This is a genomic window from Streptomyces sp. NPDC057307, assembly GCF_042667665.1.
In the GTDB taxonomy this organism is placed as follows: domain Bacteria; phylum Actinomycetota; class Actinomycetes; order Streptomycetales; family Streptomycetaceae; genus Streptomyces.
Window position 1 is genome coordinate 11650 of record NZ_JBHUZM010000001.1, and the last position, 20765, is coordinate 32414.

Annotated in this window: 13 protein-coding genes; 9 read left to right on the forward strand and 4 right to left on the reverse strand. The window is 68.7% G+C overall.

Going from position 1 to position 20765, the window contains the following annotated elements:
- Positions 1–16 precede the first annotated feature (16 nt).
- From ACFUN8_RS00065 to ACFUN8_RS00075, 3 genes are all read left to right on the forward strand, one after another.
- Positions 17–1984, forward strand: coding sequence for a hypothetical protein (locus ACFUN8_RS00065; RefSeq protein WP_383629419.1), 1968 nt, complete (start codon positions 17–19; stop codon positions 1982–1984).
- Positions 1981–2889: a hypothetical protein gene (locus ACFUN8_RS00070; protein ID WP_383629421.1), complete on the forward strand. Its 909-nt coding sequence runs from the start codon at positions 1981–1983 to the stop codon at positions 2887–2889. The genes ACFUN8_RS00065 and ACFUN8_RS00070 overlap by 4 nt, the downstream gene beginning before the upstream one ends.
- Positions 2890–3035: 146 nt before the next feature.
- Entirely contained in the window at positions 3036–3848 is an 813-nt protein-coding gene (locus ACFUN8_RS00075) for a hypothetical protein (RefSeq protein WP_383629423.1), read from the forward strand.
- 1119 nt (positions 3849–4967) lie between these two features.
- On the opposite strand, the gene ACFUN8_RS00080 is transcribed toward ACFUN8_RS00075, so the two are convergent.
- Both ACFUN8_RS00080 and ACFUN8_RS00085 read right to left on the reverse strand, forming a co-directional pair.
- Positions 4968–6989: a TerD family protein gene (locus tag ACFUN8_RS00080; protein ID WP_383629425.1), complete on the reverse strand. Its 2022-nt coding sequence runs from the start codon at positions 6987–6989 to the stop codon at positions 4968–4970.
- Between the two features lie 519 nt (positions 6990–7508).
- Positions 7509–8309 carry a hypothetical protein gene (locus tag ACFUN8_RS00085; protein WP_383629427.1) on the reverse strand — a complete coding sequence of 267 codons (801 nt, stop codon included), beginning with the start codon at positions 8307–8309 and terminating at the stop codon, positions 7509–7511.
- A 282-nt stretch (positions 8310–8591) separates the two neighbouring features.
- Between ACFUN8_RS00085 and ACFUN8_RS00090 the strand changes: the two genes are divergently transcribed.
- Both ACFUN8_RS00090 and ACFUN8_RS00095 read left to right on the forward strand, forming a co-directional pair.
- The gene (locus ACFUN8_RS00090) at positions 8592–10244 is read left to right on the forward strand and encodes a SpoIIE family protein phosphatase (protein ID WP_383629429.1); all 1653 of its coding nucleotides are present in this window, start codon (positions 8592–8594) and stop codon (positions 10242–10244) included.
- A gap of 198 nt (positions 10245–10442) precedes the next feature.
- Positions 10443–11252, forward strand: a complete 810-nt coding sequence (locus tag ACFUN8_RS00095; RefSeq protein ID WP_383629431.1) for an SAM-dependent methyltransferase — start codon at positions 10443–10445, stop codon at positions 11250–11252.
- 458 nt (positions 11253–11710) lie between these two features.
- Here ACFUN8_RS00095 and ACFUN8_RS00100 read toward each other — a convergent pair whose 3' ends face one another.
- The gene (locus tag ACFUN8_RS00100; RefSeq protein ID WP_383629432.1) at positions 11711–12322 is read right to left on the reverse strand and encodes a TetR/AcrR family transcriptional regulator; all 612 of its coding nucleotides are present in this window, start codon (positions 12320–12322) and stop codon (positions 11711–11713) included.
- Between the two features lie 47 nt (positions 12323–12369).
- Positions 12370–12879: a nuclear transport factor 2 family protein gene (locus tag ACFUN8_RS00105; protein ID WP_383629434.1), complete on the reverse strand. Its 510-nt coding sequence runs from the start codon at positions 12877–12879 to the stop codon at positions 12370–12372.
- A 600-nt stretch (positions 12880–13479) separates the two neighbouring features.
- Between ACFUN8_RS00105 and ACFUN8_RS00110 the strand changes: the two genes are divergently transcribed.
- The 4 genes from ACFUN8_RS00110 to ACFUN8_RS00125 all read left to right on the forward strand — a co-directional run bounded on the left by ACFUN8_RS00110 (position 13480) and on the right by ACFUN8_RS00125 (position 20692).
- Positions 13480–15072, forward strand: coding sequence for a DUF4331 domain-containing protein (locus tag ACFUN8_RS00110; protein ID WP_383629435.1), 1593 nt, complete (start codon positions 13480–13482; stop codon positions 15070–15072).
- Positions 15073–15394: 322 nt separating this feature from the next.
- A complete protein-coding gene (locus ACFUN8_RS00115) occupies positions 15395–16816 on the forward strand; it encodes a tetratricopeptide repeat protein (RefSeq protein ID WP_383629438.1) in 1422 nt (473 codons plus the stop codon).
- Positions 16813–18399 carry a nickel/cobalt transporter gene (locus tag ACFUN8_RS00120; RefSeq protein WP_383629440.1) on the forward strand — a complete coding sequence of 529 codons (1587 nt, stop codon included), beginning with the start codon at positions 16813–16815 and terminating at the stop codon, positions 18397–18399. The genes ACFUN8_RS00115 and ACFUN8_RS00120 overlap by 4 nt, the downstream gene beginning before the upstream one ends.
- A 748-nt stretch (positions 18400–19147) precedes the next feature.
- On the forward strand, positions 19148–20692 hold the full coding sequence (locus ACFUN8_RS00125) for a trypsin-like serine protease (protein ID WP_383629442.1): 1545 nt from the start codon (positions 19148–19150) through the stop codon (positions 20690–20692).
- The last annotated feature ends 73 nt before the right edge of the window (positions 20693–20765 follow it).

Below are 20765 nucleotides of genomic sequence, written 5' to 3' on the forward strand. Positions count from 1 at the left end.
TCAAGGCGCACAAGTCATGGGCCCGGTGGGCGGCAACGTCACCGTGATCAACGGAGCACCGCTCGACGAGACCGTCGCGGACCTGATCGTCCCCCCACGACTGCGCGAAGGTCCCTATCCTGCGGCCGATGTCCGCGCCCGACTGCGCGCGTTCGCCGAACCACCCACCTTCAGACAGTGCCGCAAGGTTCTGGACAGCCACATTCTGGTGCTGAGGGCGGGCAGTGGCACCGGTGCGAGCACAGCGGCGTTCGCCTTGCTCGCGGAGCGGTACGGAACCGACGGCATCACCGGTATCGACTCCCCCGACGACCTCTCGCGCTGGCGCCCGGCCGAAAGGCGCGGATACCTGCTGCAGGGGCTCTCACCCGCCGCTGCCGTCTCTCTCAGCGAGGTCGTGCTCACCGGACTGGCCGAGCAGTTGCGCCTGTCGGGCGCCCACCTGGTCGTCACCGTACGGTCGGAGACGAAGCTCCGTGTCGACACGGAGCCGTGGCAGGTGGTGCACCTCCCGCCACCATCGGTCGAGGTGGCCTCGAAGCGCCTCAAGACCATGCAGGACGCGGACAAACTCACCACCGAGCAGAGCGCCGAAGCGCTGGGACACCTTGTTTCCGCCGACTTCGCCGACTATCTGCGCGCCCATCCGCTGCCACAGGACGGTGTCGAAGTGGCGGAGGGACTACGTGAACTCGTCGTATCCGGAAAGCCCGCCGCATCCGTACTCGACGATCTGCGGGCCGGCAGCATCACGGCGGCCCGGAAAGCGCTGGCGGAAGCGGGCGACCGGGCCGACAGACTCTCCCTGATGGCGGCGATCTCACTGCTCTCCCAACAGGACCGTACGGTCCTTGAGAAGTTCAGCGCGATTCTGCGTCCCCACATAGAGGAACGCGGTGGCCGGGCACCTGACGCGTCCGGGCTGCCTGAGCCTGTCGATACGCGGAGACCGGCCACGGAGAGGTCCCGAACGGGACGCGACCTTCTCGGGCCGTCCTTCGAGGAGCGGCTGGAAGCCGTCGGCGCACACCAACTGCCGCTCCGCTTCGGATCCGCGCAGCGCTATCCGGTCCAGCCGGTCGCGTTCTCCGGCCGGCACAGGTCGGAGGCCCTGCTGCGCTGCCTGTGGCTCGACTACGAAGGCATGGCGGACCTGATGTGGCGAACCTTGGGAGAAATTCCCCACCACTCCGGCATCGAACTGGCTGCGGGCCAGGCGATCGGGAAGGTACTGGCCCACGCGACCGGCCCGGACACGCTGCGCCAGTTGTATCCCTTCGCCGTCTCGGACAGACGCTGGCAGCGCCGGCTAGTGGCCTACGCGCTCGGCGAGATGGTCCAGCACCCCGCTCTCACCAGCGCGGTACGGGAACAGTTGCGGCAATGGAGCCGAGCCGCTCCCATCCCTCTCCGCTGCACCGTGGCGGAGACCTGTGCGGGCAGCTACGGCCTGGCCCGGCCTGCCGTCGCCCTGAAGCTGCTGGACTCCGTGCTCAACGGTCCGGACAAGGAGTTAGAGGACAGACTGCGTACCGCGGTGTCCTTCGCTCTGAGCACCCTTCTCTCCGAGGACGCCAACCGCCCCCTCGTCCTCGACCGCCTACGGGAGTGGCAGCGGGCCGCTCCGGGCACACAGCAGCACGCCTTGGCGGTTCACTTCATCGAATGGGTCAGCCTTTCGACCTTCCCCCGGCCAGGAGCACCGGGCGAACGGCGTGTGCGTCTCGCCGACCTGCTCACGGACCACCCCGAGCGGGCCTTCGATCTCGTGGTCACGGCCTTGAACCACCCCGCCACCCACGAAGCGATGGCGAAGGGGCTGTCCCTGATCGAGAGCGACCCGGCCCAACGGCGTCGGACCGCCTTCCCGGACTTCCTCTCCGCACTCTCCGGTACGGCCCGAACCAACCGCGGCGTCCTGCGATTCGTCCTACGCCGCCATCGCGTACGTACGGCCTCCTCAGCAGAAGGGTTCGCCTCATGACCAGTCCGCTCATCGCACCTCTGACATCCTCGCCGGTCTGGCAGTTGCTCCGCCTCCGCTTCAGTGCCCCGGAGAACCGGGCCCTGGTGTTCCTCGCGGACGGCGGCACCGATGGAATGGTGCCGCCCCGTGGCGGCGACTACTGGGGCTATCCTCGGCCGACATTGCGCGCGGTCCGTCAGGAAGACTATTTCGACATCGTGTGGGTCTCGCTCACGGAACGGCGGATCTCGGTCGACATCCCGCGCCGACCGCCGAAGCCCTCTGCCCGGTACGAGGTCGCCTGGCGAATCAGCAACCCGGTCGTCGCGGCAAGGAACCGGATCACCGAGGAACAGGCGGAGCATCTGGTGGCCAGCCACATCAATGAGGCCGCCACCCTGCCCGGCGCCGCCGCCCCGCTGCGGCAGCCGCCACCTCACTTCGGCATGACCGAGGTCGAACCGCCCGGCCAGCCCCGGGTGATCGACGGCTTCGGCCTCACGTACTGGTTCCTGGATCCACCGGCCGCACTCCTGCCCATCCCCGGCACTGGTGCGGAACCCGCCCTCCCGTCGGGCTTCGGAGAGGCCCACCGTGAGGCGTACCGCTTCTACCGGGAAGTGATCGCGGGCGGCCCCGTCGGCCTGGCCGCCCTCTGGCTCCTGAACCAGCCGGAACAGGCGAAGGACGTGCTCGACTGGACAGTCGACCACCGCAACCTCCTGTCCGACAAGGACAGTTGGGAACACACCCTCGCAGCGACGCTCCAGTCGCTGACACCGGAGGACCGGGGCTTCGTCGGAGTCAACCTGGCGCGTGTCCTCAGCGACATCGGGGTCCCGCAGGGCGACGAGATTCTGCACCGGCTCGGCCACGCCGAGGGGGCCGGGGGCTGGAACGGATCGTACGGCGATCCACGCTGACCCCGGCTGCGTTCTACCCGTCGAGTGCCGGACGAGGACGAAGGGAGCCGCGCGCAGTTGCTCGACGTATCGACTCGCTGCGCTCTGTCGCCGCCTCCGACTACGCTCGATCAGACAACCCTGTCCACGCGCGAGAGGTTGCCGAGATGGGCGACGAGGATGGCCTGTCCCCTGAAGTGCGACGCAGGATCGAAGAAGCTCAAGCCAGGATGACGGAGGAGCTTTTCGAGGAAACGCTCCGCACCAAGATCAACTTCGAGCCCGACGATCTGGGCACGTTGCTGGATCTCGTGGCGATCGGCATCACCAACAGCACGTGGCGCAATAGCTGCGTCGAGAACTGGCATGCCGAAGGGCGGCTGTCCGACGGCGACATGATGCGGATCAACAGCCACACCACGGATGCCATCCGCCGGCGGCTGGCCAGGTGGACCACCGAGATCGGGATCACCTCAGCCAGTGGCAGCGCACTGGCTGAGGTCGACATGGAAGAAGTGGACACCTTCGCCATCCGCCTCTTCCGATGGACAACAAACCCCAAGCGCAAGCTCACCACTGGCATCACGCTCGGTGAACTGGCACGTACTGCGGAAGACCTCAGAGAGTATGAGGACCACGCAGATGTGAGTCTCGGCGGATTCGCCGGGCAAATGGAAGACCGGGGAATCCGATTCGGCCTGCTCCGGACGGCGTGCCATGGCGCTCTCGCCTGCTCGTGTTGGTGGAAACACCCTGCCTGGCCAGCTCTTGTCGAGCGTTACGTCTCCGTCCTCGATAACCCGACTGACCCTCACTGGGGCCCCGGCGGTGAATGGCGCACAAGGCTTGGCGCCGAGCCGCATTCCGTACAGGACCGCGCCGGACTGCGAGCCACGTTGTTGAAGGCCCCGTGGAAGCTGGATGACTGCGCTGCCACGTGGGTCACGGACTCCGGGATCGGGTACCTGTCCCACTCGTGAGGAGCACCATGCCCGACAACATCCGCCCAGCAACCATGCGCACACGGCTAACGCCGGGCTGAGAACTCGAACTCTTCCGCCCCCATGAGAGGTGCTGGTTGAGCCAGACATGGGACGAAGACCATCCCCGATCGAAGCAGACAGGACCATCGGAAGATGCGATACGCACAACAATCGCCGAGAGACTGTCTGGGGCGACTGGCGGACAGCCTGTCACAGGGATGCGATCCTTCGCGCGAGCACACCGCCCCGTGGCCCCGAACGCGACGTCCCTCGTCGTACCAGCCGAGGCCGCCCGAGCCGCCTTCGTATCCGTCCGTTCGCCGGCCAGCCCCATCCCAGCCCTTCAGTGCGGCACACCAAGGTCAGAAGCGGTCAGTCCAACCGGATCCAGCGCAGCTCGTAGACCCAAGTAATACCTGGCCGGAGCCCTGTGGTGCTCCAGAGCGCCGTTGATTCCCAAGCTCAGAGCGCGAGTTCGATTCTCGTCACCCGCTCCACGACAAAGGCCCAAGTCGGCGACTTGGGCCTCCTTTGTTATCTGGACTATGCAGAAATACCGGCGCGCACTTCGTATGCCCCTAAGTGGCTCGTGCGCCCCTGCCCAAAGACTCCTGGAAAGGAAGGTCACGCCGCTGCGCCCAGGTCCACGCCCGATACAGAATCCCGTCGAGGTTCCGTGGGGACGCTACGGACAATCCTCTTCAAACTTCGCCGCAGCGAGGTGGGGCATCTTGCTGCACACCGCTTCCAGGGGTACCGCATCCTTGGCGGGGCAGTCCTCTTCGAGTTTCACCGCGCCAAAGTCCAACTTGGTCTCTTTGGGGACCGCCTTGCCTGTCTTGATGTTCTGTGGACAGACTTTCCTGTGCCGATCAAGGGCTTGCATTCGGCCCCGGCCCAGGCTGTCGATTGCTGATGAATACCGATCCCGAAGCGACCGAAGAGATGTGCGCTCTGGGAGATTCTTATCAATCCACCCCATTCGCCCATGCGATCCTGGTGGATCAGGTGGAAGATGCCAACGTCTCACCCGGGCCACTCGAAGCTCCTCGTGACATCATCGCCCCACTCCTCCCCAGGTAACCGAGGGTTGCCTGGGCCAAGACCTGGTAGACCTCACCCGGCGGTGGTTTCGGTGAGTTGAGGGCGTTTGGCCGGGCGGCGTTCAAGATGGGCGACTACGCCGGTGTAGAAGCGGTCCACGGCATCGTCCACGCTTCGGATGAAGCCGGAGTCGCCGTTGCCGCGAGTGCTGCCCATGCCCTTCAAGAGGGAGAGCCGGAAGCCGGCGATCTGGGCGCCGTCTCGTGGGAGGATGTCTGCCGGCTCGGGGCGGAGCCGTTCCAGAGTGCCGCGCGGGCCCCCGCCCTGCCCCTCGATGAGGGTCTCGATATGCAGGTCGGCCGGCGCTTCGGCGAGTTGACGGATCAGGCGCTTGGCCCAGGTGAGTGGATAACCCTGTTCCGGTGCGGGGATGTCGATGGAGGTGCGCAACCTGCCGGTGCGCAGGTCGGCGGCCAGGGACAAGGCACCCTGCGTGCCGTCGATACGGAGTTCGGCGTGCAAGCGGCCGTCCTCGCAGAGATGGTTGGCCAGAGTGACGCGGCGGGTATGAGGGTCGGTGCCGCGTTTGGCCCGCTGTACAGGCAGAACTTTCTGGCCCAGTTCACCACCGAGCCGCAGACAGACCTGGCGGACGAGGCGTTCCCAGCTCTCGACCACCTGGATGGCGTGCGGGTCGCCCTGGCAGAGAGTCTCCTCATCGATTCCCTTGCGTACCGGCACCCAGGCGGGTCCCATGTTCTGGAAACCGTGACAGCCGGAATTCTCGTGCTGGAGATACTGCAGAAGTTCGAGGAGGAGCCAGGCATGGGCGGCGTTGCCGACGCCTTCGTGACGGATCAACATCTGCGCCTGGTGAGCGACCTCCGCCCAGGACAGATGCCACAGCGCCACTTTGTGCTTGCGCCGGCCGTCCACCTTGACATCCACCGGGGGCCTGCCGTCCAGAGCCACGTCGTTCGACAAGGTGATCACGGCCTCGTAGCCGCGCCTCGCCGCGATGTCCATGTAGTCCTGCACTTGGGCGGCCCTGAGCGCGTTGCCGTTGGTCTTCGTCTCCACCAAGGCGGTCCACAACTTCCCCGCGCGCTCGACGCGAATGACGCCGTCAGGCCGCTTGGGTGTGTCACCGTGCGGCAGTGAGACCTCCGTGAAGGTCTCCGTACGGCCGGCGGGAGCGCCGAACGCGGCGGTGAGCCTGCGCCCGTACTCCGGCACCTGCGCCATCACCGAGAGCAGGATGGAAGTCGCCCTCATCTCCCTTTCCCGATCGCTTTTTAGAGACGGGACAGGGAAGAGTCGGGCATGTCGCCACGCGTCATTCTCGGCGAGTGACTTCCCGCCCGTCTTGGGAAGAACGACCTTCTTCTTGGCGGTACGGGGACGCCGAGGCTCGGGCACACCGACGACCTTGGGCGCTGCCGGCTGCTCGGGCTGCGTCGCCGAGGGCTTCATGGCCGGAGTGCCGAACACCGCGGCGGAAGGCGCCGGGGCTGCCTCCGCCACCGGCACTTCGGGTTCCTCCTCGGACGCATCGTCCACATCGATGCCGAAATCCGTTGCCAGACCCGCCAGACCGCTCGCGTACCCCTGGCCGACGGCCCGGAACTTCCACGCCTCCCCTCGCCGATACAGCTCACCAAAGATGAATGCGCTCTCCGTATCCGCGTCATCGATCGAGAACGTGAGAAGTGGCTCGCCAGTACGGTCGGCCAGCGTGATGCGCAGCTCGTCCAGATCGCCGAACCGCGCGCCGCCATACCTACTGGCCGCCAGGACTACGCATTCCACACCAGACGACATGGCGCTCAGATCGAGGGTGATCCGGTCCTCGCTGCCGTCGGCAGTGGGCGTCTTGCCCAGCAACTGCACGCTGCCGTCTGCCGAAGCCGGGTTGTTGTAGAAGAAGAAGTCCGCGTCACTACGCACCTTCCCGTCCCCGCCCACCAGCAGCAGGGAGACGTCCGCGTCCCCGTCCCCTGTCGCGCTGCGCCAGGCCAAGCTCAGAACCACAGCACTGATGTCCTCGCTCAGGACATCCAGTCCGACATTGGCACCCTTGACCATCTCCAGCATGCGGCCCCCAGCCATGCGACCACGCCGGACCCCGCGACGTGGGCCGACCGGTCATGCAATGTGATCCAAAGCACACTCCCCATGTGCGAAGTGAACCCTAGCGTGCGATGCGCCCCCCTAGAGGGCCAATAGGACGATTGGGTACCGATTCCCCCGGTCCGCGCCCGTCAACTGGTGTCCCGCACGCCGGCAGACGGCCTACTCGTACGCACACCAACGCTCCCGAGTCCGATCAAGTCGGCTACGACCCACCCAGGCCGAGATATTGGCTGACCAGAGCACTGAGGTGCCCTAGGCGCCGCGAATTCCCAAGCTCAGAGCGCGAGTTCGATTCTCGTCACCCGCTCCACGACGAAGGCCCAAGTCAGCGACTTGGGCCTCCTTTGTCGTCTGGACGTCCTTGCGACCCATGCCGTTCGCGTGCCGTGGCGACCCCTCCGACCAGACCGAACGTCGAGGATGGGACTGAGCCGTGCGCACGTGAATCGTTCGCGGAGTTCTGTCGGATGTGTGTAGCGCTCAGGACGAACTGCGTTGCAGCCCCGAGTAGCCGATCCCTCGGATTTCCTCAGCCACAGCCGACAGGCTGGTCGCCTCGTTCAGGCCCGACACGAGGGCAGGGCTCAGCGGTCGCAGTGCGTACACGCGGCGGACCGCTGCGTGGTTCACGGGGACCTCGTAGTAGTCCTCGGCGAAGCGCTGGTACGCCTTTGGGGAAGGGTCCGTGAGGAGGTGGAACAGTCGGTTCGCACCGTCGGGGTCGTCGTAGCCTGCTGGGAAGTCGATCGTTCCGTGTCTCCACCGGGTGTCAGCCGTCTCACGCCATATGCAGGCCGTCACGGCAGGCACGTGGTCCCCGTTGCTGAAAGCGGGTTCCTCCACACACGAGCGGAAGTGCGTGGGCACCCCGTCGATCACGCCCGGCCAGACTTCACCGTCGTTTGCGCCCAGGCTCATCGGTGACTCGTGATCGAAACCGCGCACGTAGGCGCCCGCCGCCGAGAAGACGATGGAGTACTCGTCCCCCGAGCCGTTGCGCATCGAGGCCATCTCCTCACCCTCGGCCCAGGCGGAGTTGAAGGAGTAGTACCGGTACTCCCAGTCAGGGCTGAGGATCGCATAAACCCTCAGGCAGGCCCGCCTGGTCCCGGGTGGCAGCCGCAAAGGTGGCAGGGCGCCGCTCAGTGAGTGCACCGCCCGGTCGGCGCCGCGTGCGGCTGCCGCCTCCATGGAGAGGTCCAGGACTTCGGCCGGGCCGATCACGTGGCCGGCCGGGCGATGGACGGCGGGCGGCGTGACGAGGTCGATCAGGCCGGTCATATCCGGGACACCAGGGCCGCGGAGGTCCGTGCCGAGTCGCGAAGGCACGGTACAAGAGCGAAGGGCCAGGGCGTGCTGTTGTCCCGTATGCGGGGGATGATCGAAGTATGAGAGGCGATGATCCGCTGGTGTTCGGTGCGGAGCCGGGCCTACAGGGCTGTCAGGAGGCGGTGACGGGGACAGCCGCGTCGGTGACGGGTCCTGTCCGGCGGGTCCGGGCCGAAGGCGCCGCCGATCATGGCGGCTCCGTGCGGTCGTCGGCCCGGCGGCGGGGAGGGGGCGGTGAATGAAGGATTTCTCCTCAGGCGGTACGAAGCCCTCCTGGGCGCCGTGCCGCAGTCGGTCTGGGTGTTGTCGGCCGACGGGGTCGTCACTCTGTTGATGGGCAGCGGGATGCCGGAGAAGCTGTGGCACCCCGACGGTGGGAGCACATGGATGGATGCGGTGCATCCGAAGGACCGGGACTGGTTCCAGCGGGCGTGGCGCAAGGCTACTCAGCAGCGGTCCCCCCTCGACACGATCGTACGAGTACGGCTTGAGGACGCCCCCGACCGTTTCCGCCACATCAAGATCATCGCCGCACCTGTCCTGGACCGGGGCGGGGAGCTGGAGTGGGTCGGTACCGCCACCGATGCCGAGGACCACTGGCGCACCCGCATGCGGGAGAAGCTGCTGGCTCGTATGGCACCGGTACCGGCCGCGCACAACCTGTCCGAGGCCTTTCTGACCAGTGCGGCGGCCGTCGTGCCTGAACTCGCCGACGCCGTCGCCATCTTCCACGTACCGGGCGACGCCGAAGCTACTTTTCGGACTTCCGAGGGCGTACCGGCCACGGCGTCGGCAGAGCGGGTGGGGCTCGCCCCCGGGCTGCCTCCCATGCATCCGTTGGACGCGGACTTCTTGCTGGGACCGGCCGTACTGAAGGCCATCGAGAGCCAGGAGGCAGGGCTGCTGACCTTCCCGCCCGGAAGGCCGCCCGAAGACAGTCTGTCCAAGGTCTCCGTCCGGTGGCTGCGGAAAGCCGAGGCGACGAGCGTGACCCTGCTGCCCGTCGTGGTGGACGGCCGGACTGTCGCGCTGGCGACGACAGCGACCTGCCGGGGCAACCCGCCCTCGGACAAGGCCGACCTGTACCTGCTGCAGGACGTCTTTCAGCAGATGAGTGAGCCCCTGCGCCGGACGATGGAACTGCAGAGCATCCGCGACATGGCCCTCGTACTGCAGCAGTCCTTCCTGGCCGTCCCGCCGTCCGTCGAAGGTCTCGTCATCACGGCGCTCTACCATCCGGCCGACTCGGCCGCCGAGGTCGGCGGCGACTGGTACGACGCCGTCCGGCTCTCGGCAGACTCGCTCGCCCTGTCCATCGGCGACATCGCAGGTCACGACCTGGACGCGGCCACCGCGATGGGGCGTGTCAACAGCATGCTGAGAGGACTCGCCTACGACAGCGGCCCGGCCGCCAGCCCGGCGGCCACCCTGAGCCGACTCGACCGCATCGTGCAGGCGCTCGACAGCCCGTCGATGGTCACGGCGGTGCACGCGGTCCTGCACCGGCGGGCGGACGATGCCTGGCACATCGCTCTGTCCAACGCCGGCCACCCTCCGCCCCTGCTGATCCCGGCCGACGCGCCGTCGCGATACCTGCACGACCTCACCGCCTCGGACCCACCGCTGTGCGTCGGCGAGGCCCTCCCCCGTACCGACCTTCACGCGGTCATCCGGGAGGGCGACACCCTGGTGCTCTACACCGACGGACTCGTGGAAGTGCCGGGCACGGACATCGGTGACCGTCTCCGGCGCCTGCGTGAGCACACCGACGCGCTGGTCCGAAAGGGGGTGTCCCAGTTGACCCTGATCCGAGGGCTCCTGCCGCCCGTCCAGAACCGCTGGGACGACATCGCCGTCATCGCCCTGCAAGCCCGGAGGGAGCGGTGATACCCCGCCCTGCCGATGGCTTTCCGCCCACCGATGGCTTTCCTACGGTTCCGGGGATACGCAGAGCGGGCGGCTGGCCGGTTTGGCCGGCCGGCTGGCCGAACACATGCTCATCCCACTGTTTCCGCTGTTTCACTTGCGACCGGAAAACCACGTTTATACCGTTACCGAGCCGTCCCTGACCGAAAGAGGCGCCGCATGAATGCACCGCACGATCGACAGAGCGGACTTGCCACCTCGCGCGCCCACTCCGCCCGGGTGTACGACTACATTCTGGGCGGCAAGGATCACTATCCCGTTGATGTCGAAGCGGGTGACGCCATGTGCCGGCACTGGCCCGCCCTGCCCGTCCACATGATGGAAAACCGCCGGTTCATGCACCGCGCCGCCCGCTTCCTCGCCGAGGAGCGAGGCATCCGCCAGTTCCTCGACGTCGGAACCGGTCTGCCGACCTCGCCCAATCTGCATGAGGTCGTGCAGGAAGTGGCGCCGGAATCACATGTGGTGTACGTCGACAACGACCCCGTCGTCCTCGCCCACGCCCGCGCCCTGCTGCAGAGCTCGGCCGAAGGGGCGACCGCGTACGTGGACGCCGACATGCACGACCCCGACACCATTCTGGACAGCCCCGAGTTCCGTGACCTCATCGATCTGAACCGGCCCGTCGGCCTGATGCTGATCGGCATCCTGCACTTCATCCTGCCTCCGGACGACCGGCGCCTGATCAAGCGGCTGCTGGAACCGCTGCCGTCCGGCAGCTATCTGGCGATGACCATCGGCACCGCGGACTTCGCACCCGAGGAAGTCAACCGGGTGGCAGCGGAATACCGGCAGCAGAACATGCCCATGGCGCTACGCGATCTCCCCACCGCCACATCGTTCTTCGATGGACTGGAACTGCAGGAGCCAGGAGTCACCCAGGTGCACGCCTGGCACCCCGGCCCCGAACAGGCCGGCATCGACGGCCGCGACATCGCCATGTACGGGGCGGTTGCCAGAAAGCCCTGAAGTGGTGACCTGCGCCGGGATGATGCCTCGTGCGATGCGGTGCGGGGCGGTACGGGGCGGGTGGCCGGGCTTGTCCTGTGAAGGAGTGGGCGAGCCGTGTGCCGTGATGGGCGGCCGGCAGTGCCGACCCCGGGGCGGCGGGAGCGCCTCCTTATCGCCAGCGGCAGCGATCGGCCCCCGCCCGCTACCTGTCGTCTTCGCCGACCGCGCGGCGTGGGGCGCCCTCGCCTACTTCCTTGCGTCCGGATGGCGGAAGACCACGGCCTGCTGGGAGGACAACGACTTCTCGTCTCCGCTCGTCTCCGCTCGTCTCCGCTCGGGCCCCGAACTACCAACTCCTTCTTGCCGCAGTCCTCAATGAGGCTGTAGGCAGTACCCCTCACGGCTATGTCGCTTCCGAACGTCCAACCTCCGGCGGGCAGTTCGAGTAGTTCACGCGCTCTGTCGGCCGGCCGGTGTCAGCCGTCGGCCAGTGACGCGAGGACGATCTCTCGCGCCGACTGGACCGTGGGCGCGAAGGCGGCCGGATCACGGCCGATGCGTTCCGCGCCGGCGCGCATGACGCCCGACAGCAGCTCCACCGCGAGGTGCACGTCGCCGACGTCGCGGAATTCCCCGCGCGCGATGCCGTCCCGGACGACGTTCTCCACCTCGATCACGATCGCGTGGAACGGGGTGTCCGGCCCCGTCGGCACCTCGGAACACTCGACCGGCGGGGCGGCGCTCGGTCGGAACATCAGCTGCAGGATCTGGTCCATGAACGCCTCCAGGACGACCCCGATGATCTCCCGCATGCGTTCCGTCGCCGGATCCGGCGATCGCGCGGCGATCACGGCCACGCGCTCGACCGTGGGCCGGCCCGCCCGCTCAGTCAGCGCCAGGACCAGCGCGTTCTTGTCGCGGGCGTAGTTGTAGAGCGTGTTGCGCGCGAGTCCGGCCCTGGCCGCGATGTGGCCCATGTTGATCGAGTCGTAGTCGCGTTCGAGCAGCAACTGCCGCATCGCCTCGGCCAGATCGGTCCACACCATCTCGTGGTGTTCCTCGATGCTGGCTCCCCTGATCCGTGGCATCGGATCATTCTCTCCTTACGACGGCTTTCCGAGTGCCGGGGTCGCCGCTAGGCCGTGTCCGCCTGCCCGGCGGCGGCGAGTCGCGCGTTCTCCTGGTACGTCGAGGTGAGCTTTACGCGAGTGAGCCGCCAGCCGTCGGCCGTACGTACCGCCTCGTTGTCGTAGAAGCCGACCACCAGCCAGCGATTGGGCCCGTCGTCGGCGGCCTCCTCCGGGAGCCAGTGCTCGGCCCGGACGTGCGCGTGGATCTTCGCGATGTCGCCGTCGAGGTCGCCGTCGCCGCCAATGTCGCCGTCAACGGCGCCGTCGAGGTCGATGACGTGGCCGCTGATGACGTGGTGGGTCGCCAAGAAGGGCGCGAAGGCGCCGCGGAGGACCTCGACGTACTCGCCGACCGGCACGACCATCGGCGGCATCCCGGTCACCGATTCGAAGTCGAGCGTGACCTCGTCGGTGTAGACACGGCCGGCCAGTTCGCCGAACTGCTTCAGATCCGCCATGTCGGCGTACCGGCCCATCAGTTCGATCAGCTCGATGCGATCACTGACTGCGTTCATGGAATGCCCCTCTTCGTTCAAGCCAGATTTATGCGACAACCTGTCGTAAAAAGATTACGACGATCTGTCGCAAACCTCAACCGCCTCAACCGCCTCAACCGAAGGAGGCCCCGAGACCGTGGGCGGCTCGGGAGCGAGCCGGTCACCCTGAGCCAGACACCGCTCTACGACGAACGCCCTGATCGGCGGTCAGAGCCCTGCTTGTTGCCGGGCTCGGTCCGGGGTCGCGGGCCATCGATCGGGCTAACGGGTCGTCTCGTGTCGCGCCGCGTTCCGCGCCCCGGTTCGACCTGCCCTCAACGGCGCGTCACCTGGGGTTTCGCGTCGGCCCTCCGCGTACCCGAGTGCCAGCGCCCGGCGAAATGGGCAATTACTCACCGTTCCTCATGCTTGTCTGCCTTCTGCGTGCCGGACACCCGGTGCGCGGTCTTCCCCGACCGGCGAAGACGCCCAGACCCCGTGTCTTCGTCGAAGCCGCCCGGACGCGTACCGGCGTCCCGGCCCGCCGGTCGGGCGATCACATCAACCAGCCGAATCCCGCCTCCTGCCGTGCGGCCCCGCCCCACGCCGGGAGGCGGTTCGCAGACGAGAGGAACACCTTTGAAGACCACTTCCGCACGGCCGCGTTCGCGGCGCACGCTCGATCAGTCCCTGGTCGTGCTCGGCGCCGGCGCGCTCGCCACCGGGCTGGCCGTGCTCAGCCTCGCGCCCGGTATCAGCGCCGCGTCCAGTCACCGCGAGGCGCCGATGACCGCCGGTGACCCGCGGGCCGACAACACGGACGTGTACGCGTTCACAAGCCCGGACCGCTCCGACACCGTGACCCTGGTCGCGAACTGGATCCCGTTCGAGGAGCCCAACGGCGGCCCGAACTTCTACGCGTTCGCGGACGACGCCCGCTACAACGTCAAGATCGACAACACCGGTGACGGCGTCGCCGACGTCACGTACACCTGGCGCTTCCGCAACGAGGTACGGGACGCCGAGAACCAGTTCCTGTACAACACCGGTCCGGTCCGCAAGATCGACGACCCGAACCTCAACTTCCGTCAGACGTACGACCTGACGGTCACCGAGGGCGGCAGCACCCGCACCCTGTTGCGGAACGCCCCCGTCGCGCCGTCGCGCGTCGGCAAGGCGTCGATGCCCAACTACGGCGCCCTGCGCGCCCAGGCCGTCCGACAGGTGCCGGGCGGCGCGAAGGCGTTCGCGGGTCAGGCCGAGGACCCGTTCTTCGCCGACCTGCGGGTCTTCGACCTGCTGTACGGCGGTGACCTCAGCGAGCGCGGCCAGGACACCCTCGCCGGCTACAACGTCAACTCGGTCGCCCTCCAGGTGCCCAAGAAGTTCCTGGCGCTGCGCGGCGACGCCGCCCGTAACCCCGTCGTCGGCGTGTGGTCCACCACGGACCGCGAGGGCGCGGACGTCATGGGGGACCGGAAGAAGACCCGCGACAGCCTCCGGCAGGTCTCGCGTCTCGGCAACCCGCTGGTCAACGAGGTCGTCGTACCGCTCAAGTACAAGGACGCCTTCAACTCGATCTCGCCGGACCAGGACCGCACCGTGCAGCCCGTGGTGGACAAGGTCTACGACCCGATCCTGCCGAAGCTGATCCAGCAGGTGTACGGGATCCCCGCGCCCAAGACGCCCCGCGACGACCTCGCCGAGATCTACCTGACCGGTATCTGCAAGGCGTGCGGGCCGATCAAGGCCGACCTGAACGCGCACCGGCTCAACAAGGACGCCGACCCCGGCCGGATCTTCCCGGCCGAGGAACTGCGGCTCAACATGGGCGTCAAGCCCGCCAAGAAGCCGCAGCGGCTCGGCGTACTCGCCGGTGACCTGGCCGGCTTCCCCAACGGGCGCCGGCTCGCCGACGACGCGATCGACATCTCGCTCCAGGCCGTCGAGGGCGCCGCACAGACCGGCAAGCTCGTCCCCGCGCTGGCCGCGGGCGACAAGGTCGACACCAACGACGTCGGCTTCGGGAGGACCTTCCCCTACCTGGCGCTCCCGAGCACCACGAAGTCGGGCACCACAAAGTCGGGCACCAAGAACCGGGCAGTCGAAGCCGACCAGGCGTCCAACGCACTCGACCCCACCGACGCCGCGGCCATCGGCGGCGTAGGCGCACTGCTGCTCGGCACCGGCGGCTTCCGCCTGTGGCGCCGCAGGAACACCAGCACCGCCTGAGCGAACAGCCGAAGAGGCGAACAGGCAAACAGGCACCGCGAGCAGCGGACAGCTGAACAGACACCACGACGTCGCGCCCGTACGCCGCAGCGCCGCGGTGATGCAACGAAGCACCGAACGCCGAAGCACCGAACAGCGAACACGTAAGCACCGAACACCGAAGCACCGAAGCACCGACTGACCGAAGGACGACCGGCCGACCACCGGTCCGCCTCTGGCCGGACGGGGGGCCCCGCCCCCGCCCGGCCGCCATGCGCGACACCGCGCACGCACAGACACAGGACCCCACCCCCACATCTGTACGCGCTCCGCGAGGAGGACCGTGCCCCAGCAGACCGGCACCCCCGACCCGGCCCCGGATCAGGCCACCGACCCGAACTTCCGTCCCCCCGGCCGCAGAAGGCTGCGCGCCGCCACCGTCACCGTGGCCCTGGGCGCCGCGCTGTTCATCGCCGGAACGGTCGGGCTGTCGCCGCTGAACCAACACCCCGGAACCGCCAAGGACGAGCGGCCCGGGGGCAGTTCACCCCGTGGATCGATCGACGCGCTGCGAGCAGAGCTGCGCAGACTGCCGGAGAACCCTGTCGGCTGGGCGCAGTTGGGCATGGCGTACGTCCAGCAGGGCCGTACCACCGCCGACCCCGCCCTCTACGCCAAGGCCGAGTCCGCCCTCCGCAGGTCGCTGAAGGTCCAGCCGCGTGACAACTACCAGGCCGAGACCGGCATGGGCGCGCTCGCCGCCGCCCGCCACGACTTCGCCACCGCGCTGACCTGGGGCCGGAAGGCCGCCGCGACCAACCCGTCGAACGCCGCCGCGCAGGGGGTACTCGCCGATGCGTACACCCAGCTCGGGCGGTACGAGGAGTCGTACCGTGCCGTACAGCGCATGACCGACCTGCGCCCCGACACCTCCTCGCTCGCCCGCGCCTCCTACACCTGGGAGCTGCGCGGCGACATCCCGCGCGCCCGCGCGCTCATGAGGCGCGCGCTGAACGACGCGGCCTCGCCGTCCGACCAGGCGTTCGCCCGGCTCCATCTCGCCACGCTGGCGCAGGAGTCGGGCGACGCCGCGACCGCGCTACGGGAGGCGTCGGCCGGTCTTCGCGGCGCGAAGGCCGACGCGCCGCTGCTGGAGGCGCGCGCCCGCGCGCACGCCGCGCTCGGTCATGACCGGCAGGCCGTGGCCGACTACACGGCCGCCGTCGCGATCGTCCCGCTGCCGCAGTACGTCCTCGGCCTCGGCGAACTCCAGCAGTCCCTCGGGCGGGACGCGGAGGCCCGTACGCAGTACGGCATCTTGCGCGCGCAGGAGCAGGTGCGCCGGGTCTCCGGCGACCCGGCCGACACGGACGCGATCCTCTTCGAGGCGGATCACGGCGACGCCGAGCGGGCCGTCACGATGGGGCGCGCCGCCGTCGAGACGCGGCCGTTCATCGCCGTACAGGACGCCTACGCCTGGGCGTTGCACCGCGCCGGGCGGGACGCGGAAGCCCTGCCGTACGCCGACCGCGCCCTGTCCCTCGGGACGCGCGGCGCGCTCCACCGCTACCACCGGGGGATGATCCACGACGCGCTCGGCGACGCGCCGGCGGCACGGAAGGACCTCGAAGAGGCGCTGGCCGTCGACCCCCACTTCCACCCGCTGCACGCACCGCGCGCCCGGACCGCCCTCGACCGCGCCCTTGACCGCGTCCCTGACCACGCCCTCGACCGCGTTCCTGACCGAAACGAGGGCACCTCATGAATCCCGCATCGCGCCGTGTCCTCGCGGCCGGGCTCCTGCTGAGCGTCGCGGCCGTCGCCGGGGGCGCGACCGCGCCCGCCGCCTCCGCGCACCCACTGGGCAACTTCACGGTCAACCACCACACCGGTCTCACGCTCCACACCGACCGCGTCGACGCCCTCCTCGTCGTCGACCGCGCCGAGATCGCCGCAGCCCAGGAGTTGCCGGGCGTCGACCGCGACGGCAGCGGCGCCGTGAACGCCGCCGAGGCGCGTCAGTACGCGCGTACGGCCTGTGCGACCACCGCCGGCGGACTGCGCGTCAAGAACGGCCGAACGGCCCTCGCCTTCACCGTCCGGAACAGCGGCTTCACCTACCACCCCGGCGAGGCCGGGCTCCCCACGAGCCGGCTCCGGTGCGCGCTCACCGCCCCGACGGATCTGCGACGACCGGCGGACGTCACCGTACGCACCACCTACGACAGCCGCCGGATCGGCTGGCGGGAGATCACCGCGCGGGGCGACGGTGTCACGCTGAAGACGAGCGACGTACCCGCCGCGTCCCCCACCGACGAACTGCGCCGCTATCCGACGGACCCGCTGGCGCCCCCGCTCGACCAGCGCTCCGCCACCCTGCGCACGGAACCGGGCGGGTCGAGCGGGGGGTCGGCGTCCGCCGCCGCGCTGCCCGGCGCGGACTGGGTACCCGGCCCCGTCACGGCCGCGCTGGACAAGGTGTCCGGAGTCTTCGACTCACTCGTCGGTACGCGCGAACTCACCGTCCCGGTGGGGCTGTTGGCCCTGCTCCTCGCCGTGGTACTCGGCGCCTCGCACGCGGCTCTGCCCGGCCACGGCAAGACCATCATGGCCGCCTACCTGGCGGGCCGGCGCGGTACCCCGCGCGACGCGGTGACCGTCGGCGCGACCGTCACCCTCACCCACACCGCCGGGGTGCTCGCCCTCGGGCTGCTGCTGCCGGTGGCCACGACGCTCGCCGGGGAGACGGTGCTCACGTGGCTCGGGCTGGCCAGCGGGCTCCTGGTGACGGGGATCGGGCTGTGGCTGCTGCGCTCGGCCGTACGGGGTGGGCCCACGCACGGCCACCACCATTATCACCACGGGCATGGACCTCACGAGCACGCTCACGATGCGCATCCGGCTCCGCATCCGCACGGTGACGGTTCGTCCGCCGTCGCCGTACTCACTCCCGTCCATACCGAACCGCACATCCAGGCCCACACCCACACCCACACCCGCCCCGTCGCCGCGACCCGTGGCGGACTCATCGGCATGGGCATCGCGGGCGGTCTCGTCCCCAGCCCTTCGGCCCTCGTCGTCCTCCTCGGCGCCGTCGCCCTGGGCCGTACCGCCTTCGGCGTACTGCTCGTCCTCTGCTACGGACTCGGCATGGCCGGCACGCTCACCCTCGCCGGACTCCTCCTCGTCCGCCTGCGCGACCGCGTCGAACGCAGCACGCGTACCGCTGCCGCCACCCGGTGGAAGGGCCTGCGGAAACTGGCCCGTTGGGGCCCGGTGGCCACCTCCACCCTCGTCCTACTGGTCGGCACCGGGCTCACCCTGCGGGCGGCTTCCGGCCCCTGGTGACCTGTAACGGCGTCAGCCTGACGAGGCGTGACGAGCGCCCTAGTCTGTATTGCCGGACCGAGCAGAGTGAGGACGATGCGGTACTGCGAACGTCATGAGATGCACAACTGCGCGGACTGCGCTCCGCGCGCGACGCGCAGCAGTGCGTCCACCGGCGAATGGGACCAGTGGCCGACGGCTGCGATCATCATCCACGCCAGCGGCAAGGCCCACGTTCCCGGCTGTACGCACATCGTCCCGGCCGACATCCGACCACCCGTTTACGGCTGGGTGCTCACCCCCTCACCGGGAGCATGGCGCCGCCTCTCGCCCTCGTATCAGCTCCGTGCGACGGAGGGGAATACCAGGCGGGCGGCCGTAAGCCGCTGCGAGACCTGCGACGCCACGCAGTAGGACCGACCGAGGGGACCGTAAGGAGCTTGAGGAGCAGTTGGACAGAGCGCGAGTTCGACTCTCCGTCGCCCGCTCTGTACGAGAACCCCAGGTCAGCGACCTGGGGTTCTTTGCTGTCCAGACCCCTCCAGGAGTCTCGCACCACCTCCCGGGCCCGATCCGGCCCGTCCGGACACGCTGATACACAATCGCGCGGCTGCCGCGCCGTGCCCGATACGTGGGAGAGACCTGCCGGTGGACCGCCGGGTCCAGGCTCGTGCGAGGTCGGAGGGGAGAGCCGACTGCTGGGCGCTCCGTTCCGTTCCGTACCAGCCTGTCGGAGCGATCCGGCGGCAGATGAAAAGGGGAGTCACTCATGCACCTGTCGACAGGCCGAAAGGCGGCGGCCGCCCTGACTGTGGGCGGCGTGCTCACCGCGGGCCTCGTGGTCCTTCCACCGGCGCAGGCCGTCGTGGGTGGCACCGAGTCCACCCGGGCCTACTCGTTCATGGGCTCGTTCCAGCCGTCCTACCCAGCCTCGTCGCACCCGGACAAGCACGGCTGCGGGGTCGAAGTCCTCGCGCCGCAATGGGTTCTGACCGCCAGTCACTGCGCCGGCCGGAACCCGACCAATGCGAAGGCGGGTGTTCCGCGTGGCTGGAGGGTCCGGGTCGGGTCGCTGGACACCAATTCCGGGGGCGAGGTTGCCGAGGTCGACCATTACTACCGGCTGGCGACCAGTCACGACGAAGGGGGGTTCTGGGGCCGCGACCTCGCGCTGATGCACCTGCGGACCCCCGTCGGGGCCGAGCCGGTGCGAATCGCCTCGACCACGCCGCCGGACAACACGCCCGTCCGCATCATGGGCTGGGGCATGACCTGCGACGACACCGACAACGCGGCGTGTTTCTCCAGGAGGCTGCGGGAGGCCGACACCGTGGTGCAGCCGGTCTCGACGTGTCCCTCGGCCGAGCCCAGTGGAGAGTTGTGTATCGGCAGCCCCGACGGCAGCGTCGCCGCGTCGAACATGGACTCCGGTGGGCCCGCTCTGGTCCGCGACGGCGACCGGTGGGCCGTGGCCGGTGTGGTCAGTGGTCCCGACGAAAGCGGCAAGACGCTGTACACCGATGTCACCCGGCACGCCGACTGGATCAACGGCATCATCACGGGCACCGACGTGCCCCCCGATGATCTGATCCCGGACGTGGAGGGCACGGTGGACCTGAGCGGCTGTGCGGGCTCCGTGGTCCGCACGCCCACCTCCCGGCCGCGGGACCCGGCGCTGTTGCTGACCAACGGGCACTGTGTGCAGGGACAGTGGCCCGCGCCCGGAGCCGCGTTGGTGGACCGGCCGGCCGACCGCGCGGTACCGATCGCCGACCGTCAGGGCTACATCCAGACCACCGCCCGTGCGAACCGGCTGGTCTACGCGACAATGACCGGCACCGACATCGCGCTCTACCGCCTGGACAAGACCTACGCGCAGTTGAAGGCCGAAGGCGCGAAGATCTTTCAGCTCGCCACCGCCCCCGTGCGTGCGGGTGACCCACTGACCGTGGCGTCCGTCGGCAGCCGCCACCAATGCACCGCCGAAGCCGTGGTCCCGCATCTGCGGGAGGGCGGCTACCGGATGAACAACTCGATCCGCTACGCCGCCGGAGAAGACTGCGCCCCCTGGCACGGTGATTCCGGTTCGGCTCTGCTGGCCCCTGACAGCACCACAGTCGTGGGAATCCACAACACCCACAATGACGCCGGCGAGCAGTGCACCGACAACAACCCCTGCGAAGTGGGCCCGGACGGGGAGGTGACGTCCGTACAGGGCCGTAGCTACGGCCAGCAGGTTCACATGATCGCGGGGTGTCTGGTGAAGGGATCGAAGCTGGACCTGTCCCGCCGGAGCTGCGGCCTCACCGCCTGAGCCGCGCCTTCACCGCCTGAGCCGCACCCTCACCGCCTTGCGCGAGCTCCCAGGGCACTCACTGGTGCACTCG

What these genes read in the sequence shown, in the direction of transcription:
- ACFUN8_RS00065 (WP_383629419.1), top strand. Translation starts at nt 17, where the DNA reads ATGGGCCCGGTGGGCGGCAACGTCACCGTGATCAACGGAGCACCGCTC.
- ACFUN8_RS00070 (WP_383629421.1), top strand. Translation starts at nt 1,981, where the DNA reads ATGACCAGTCCGCTCATCGCACCTCTGACATCCTCGCCGGTCTGGCAG.
- ACFUN8_RS00075 (WP_383629423.1), top strand. Translation starts at nt 3,036, where the DNA reads ATGGGCGACGAGGATGGCCTGTCCCCTGAAGTGCGACGCAGGATCGAA.
- ACFUN8_RS00080 (WP_383629425.1), bottom strand. Translation starts at nt 6,989, where the DNA reads ATGCTGGAGATGGTCAAGGGTGCCAATGTCGGACTGGATGTCCTGAGC.
- ACFUN8_RS00085 (WP_383629427.1), bottom strand. Translation starts at nt 8,309, where the DNA reads ATGACCGGCCTGATCGACCTCGTCACGCCGCCCGCCGTCCATCGCCCG.
- ACFUN8_RS00095 (WP_383629431.1), top strand. Translation starts at nt 10,443, where the DNA reads ATGAATGCACCGCACGATCGACAGAGCGGACTTGCCACCTCGCGCGCC.
- ACFUN8_RS00100 (WP_383629432.1), bottom strand. Translation starts at nt 12,322, where the DNA reads ATGCCACGGATCAGGGGAGCCAGCATCGAGGAACACCACGAGATGGTG.
- ACFUN8_RS00105 (WP_383629434.1), bottom strand. Translation starts at nt 12,879, where the DNA reads ATGAACGCAGTCAGTGATCGCATCGAGCTGATCGAACTGATGGGCCGG.
- ACFUN8_RS00120 (WP_383629440.1), top strand. Translation starts at nt 16,813, where the DNA reads ATGAATCCCGCATCGCGCCGTGTCCTCGCGGCCGGGCTCCTGCTGAGC.
- ACFUN8_RS00125 (WP_383629442.1), top strand. Translation starts at nt 19,148, where the DNA reads ATGCACCTGTCGACAGGCCGAAAGGCGGCGGCCGCCCTGACTGTGGGC.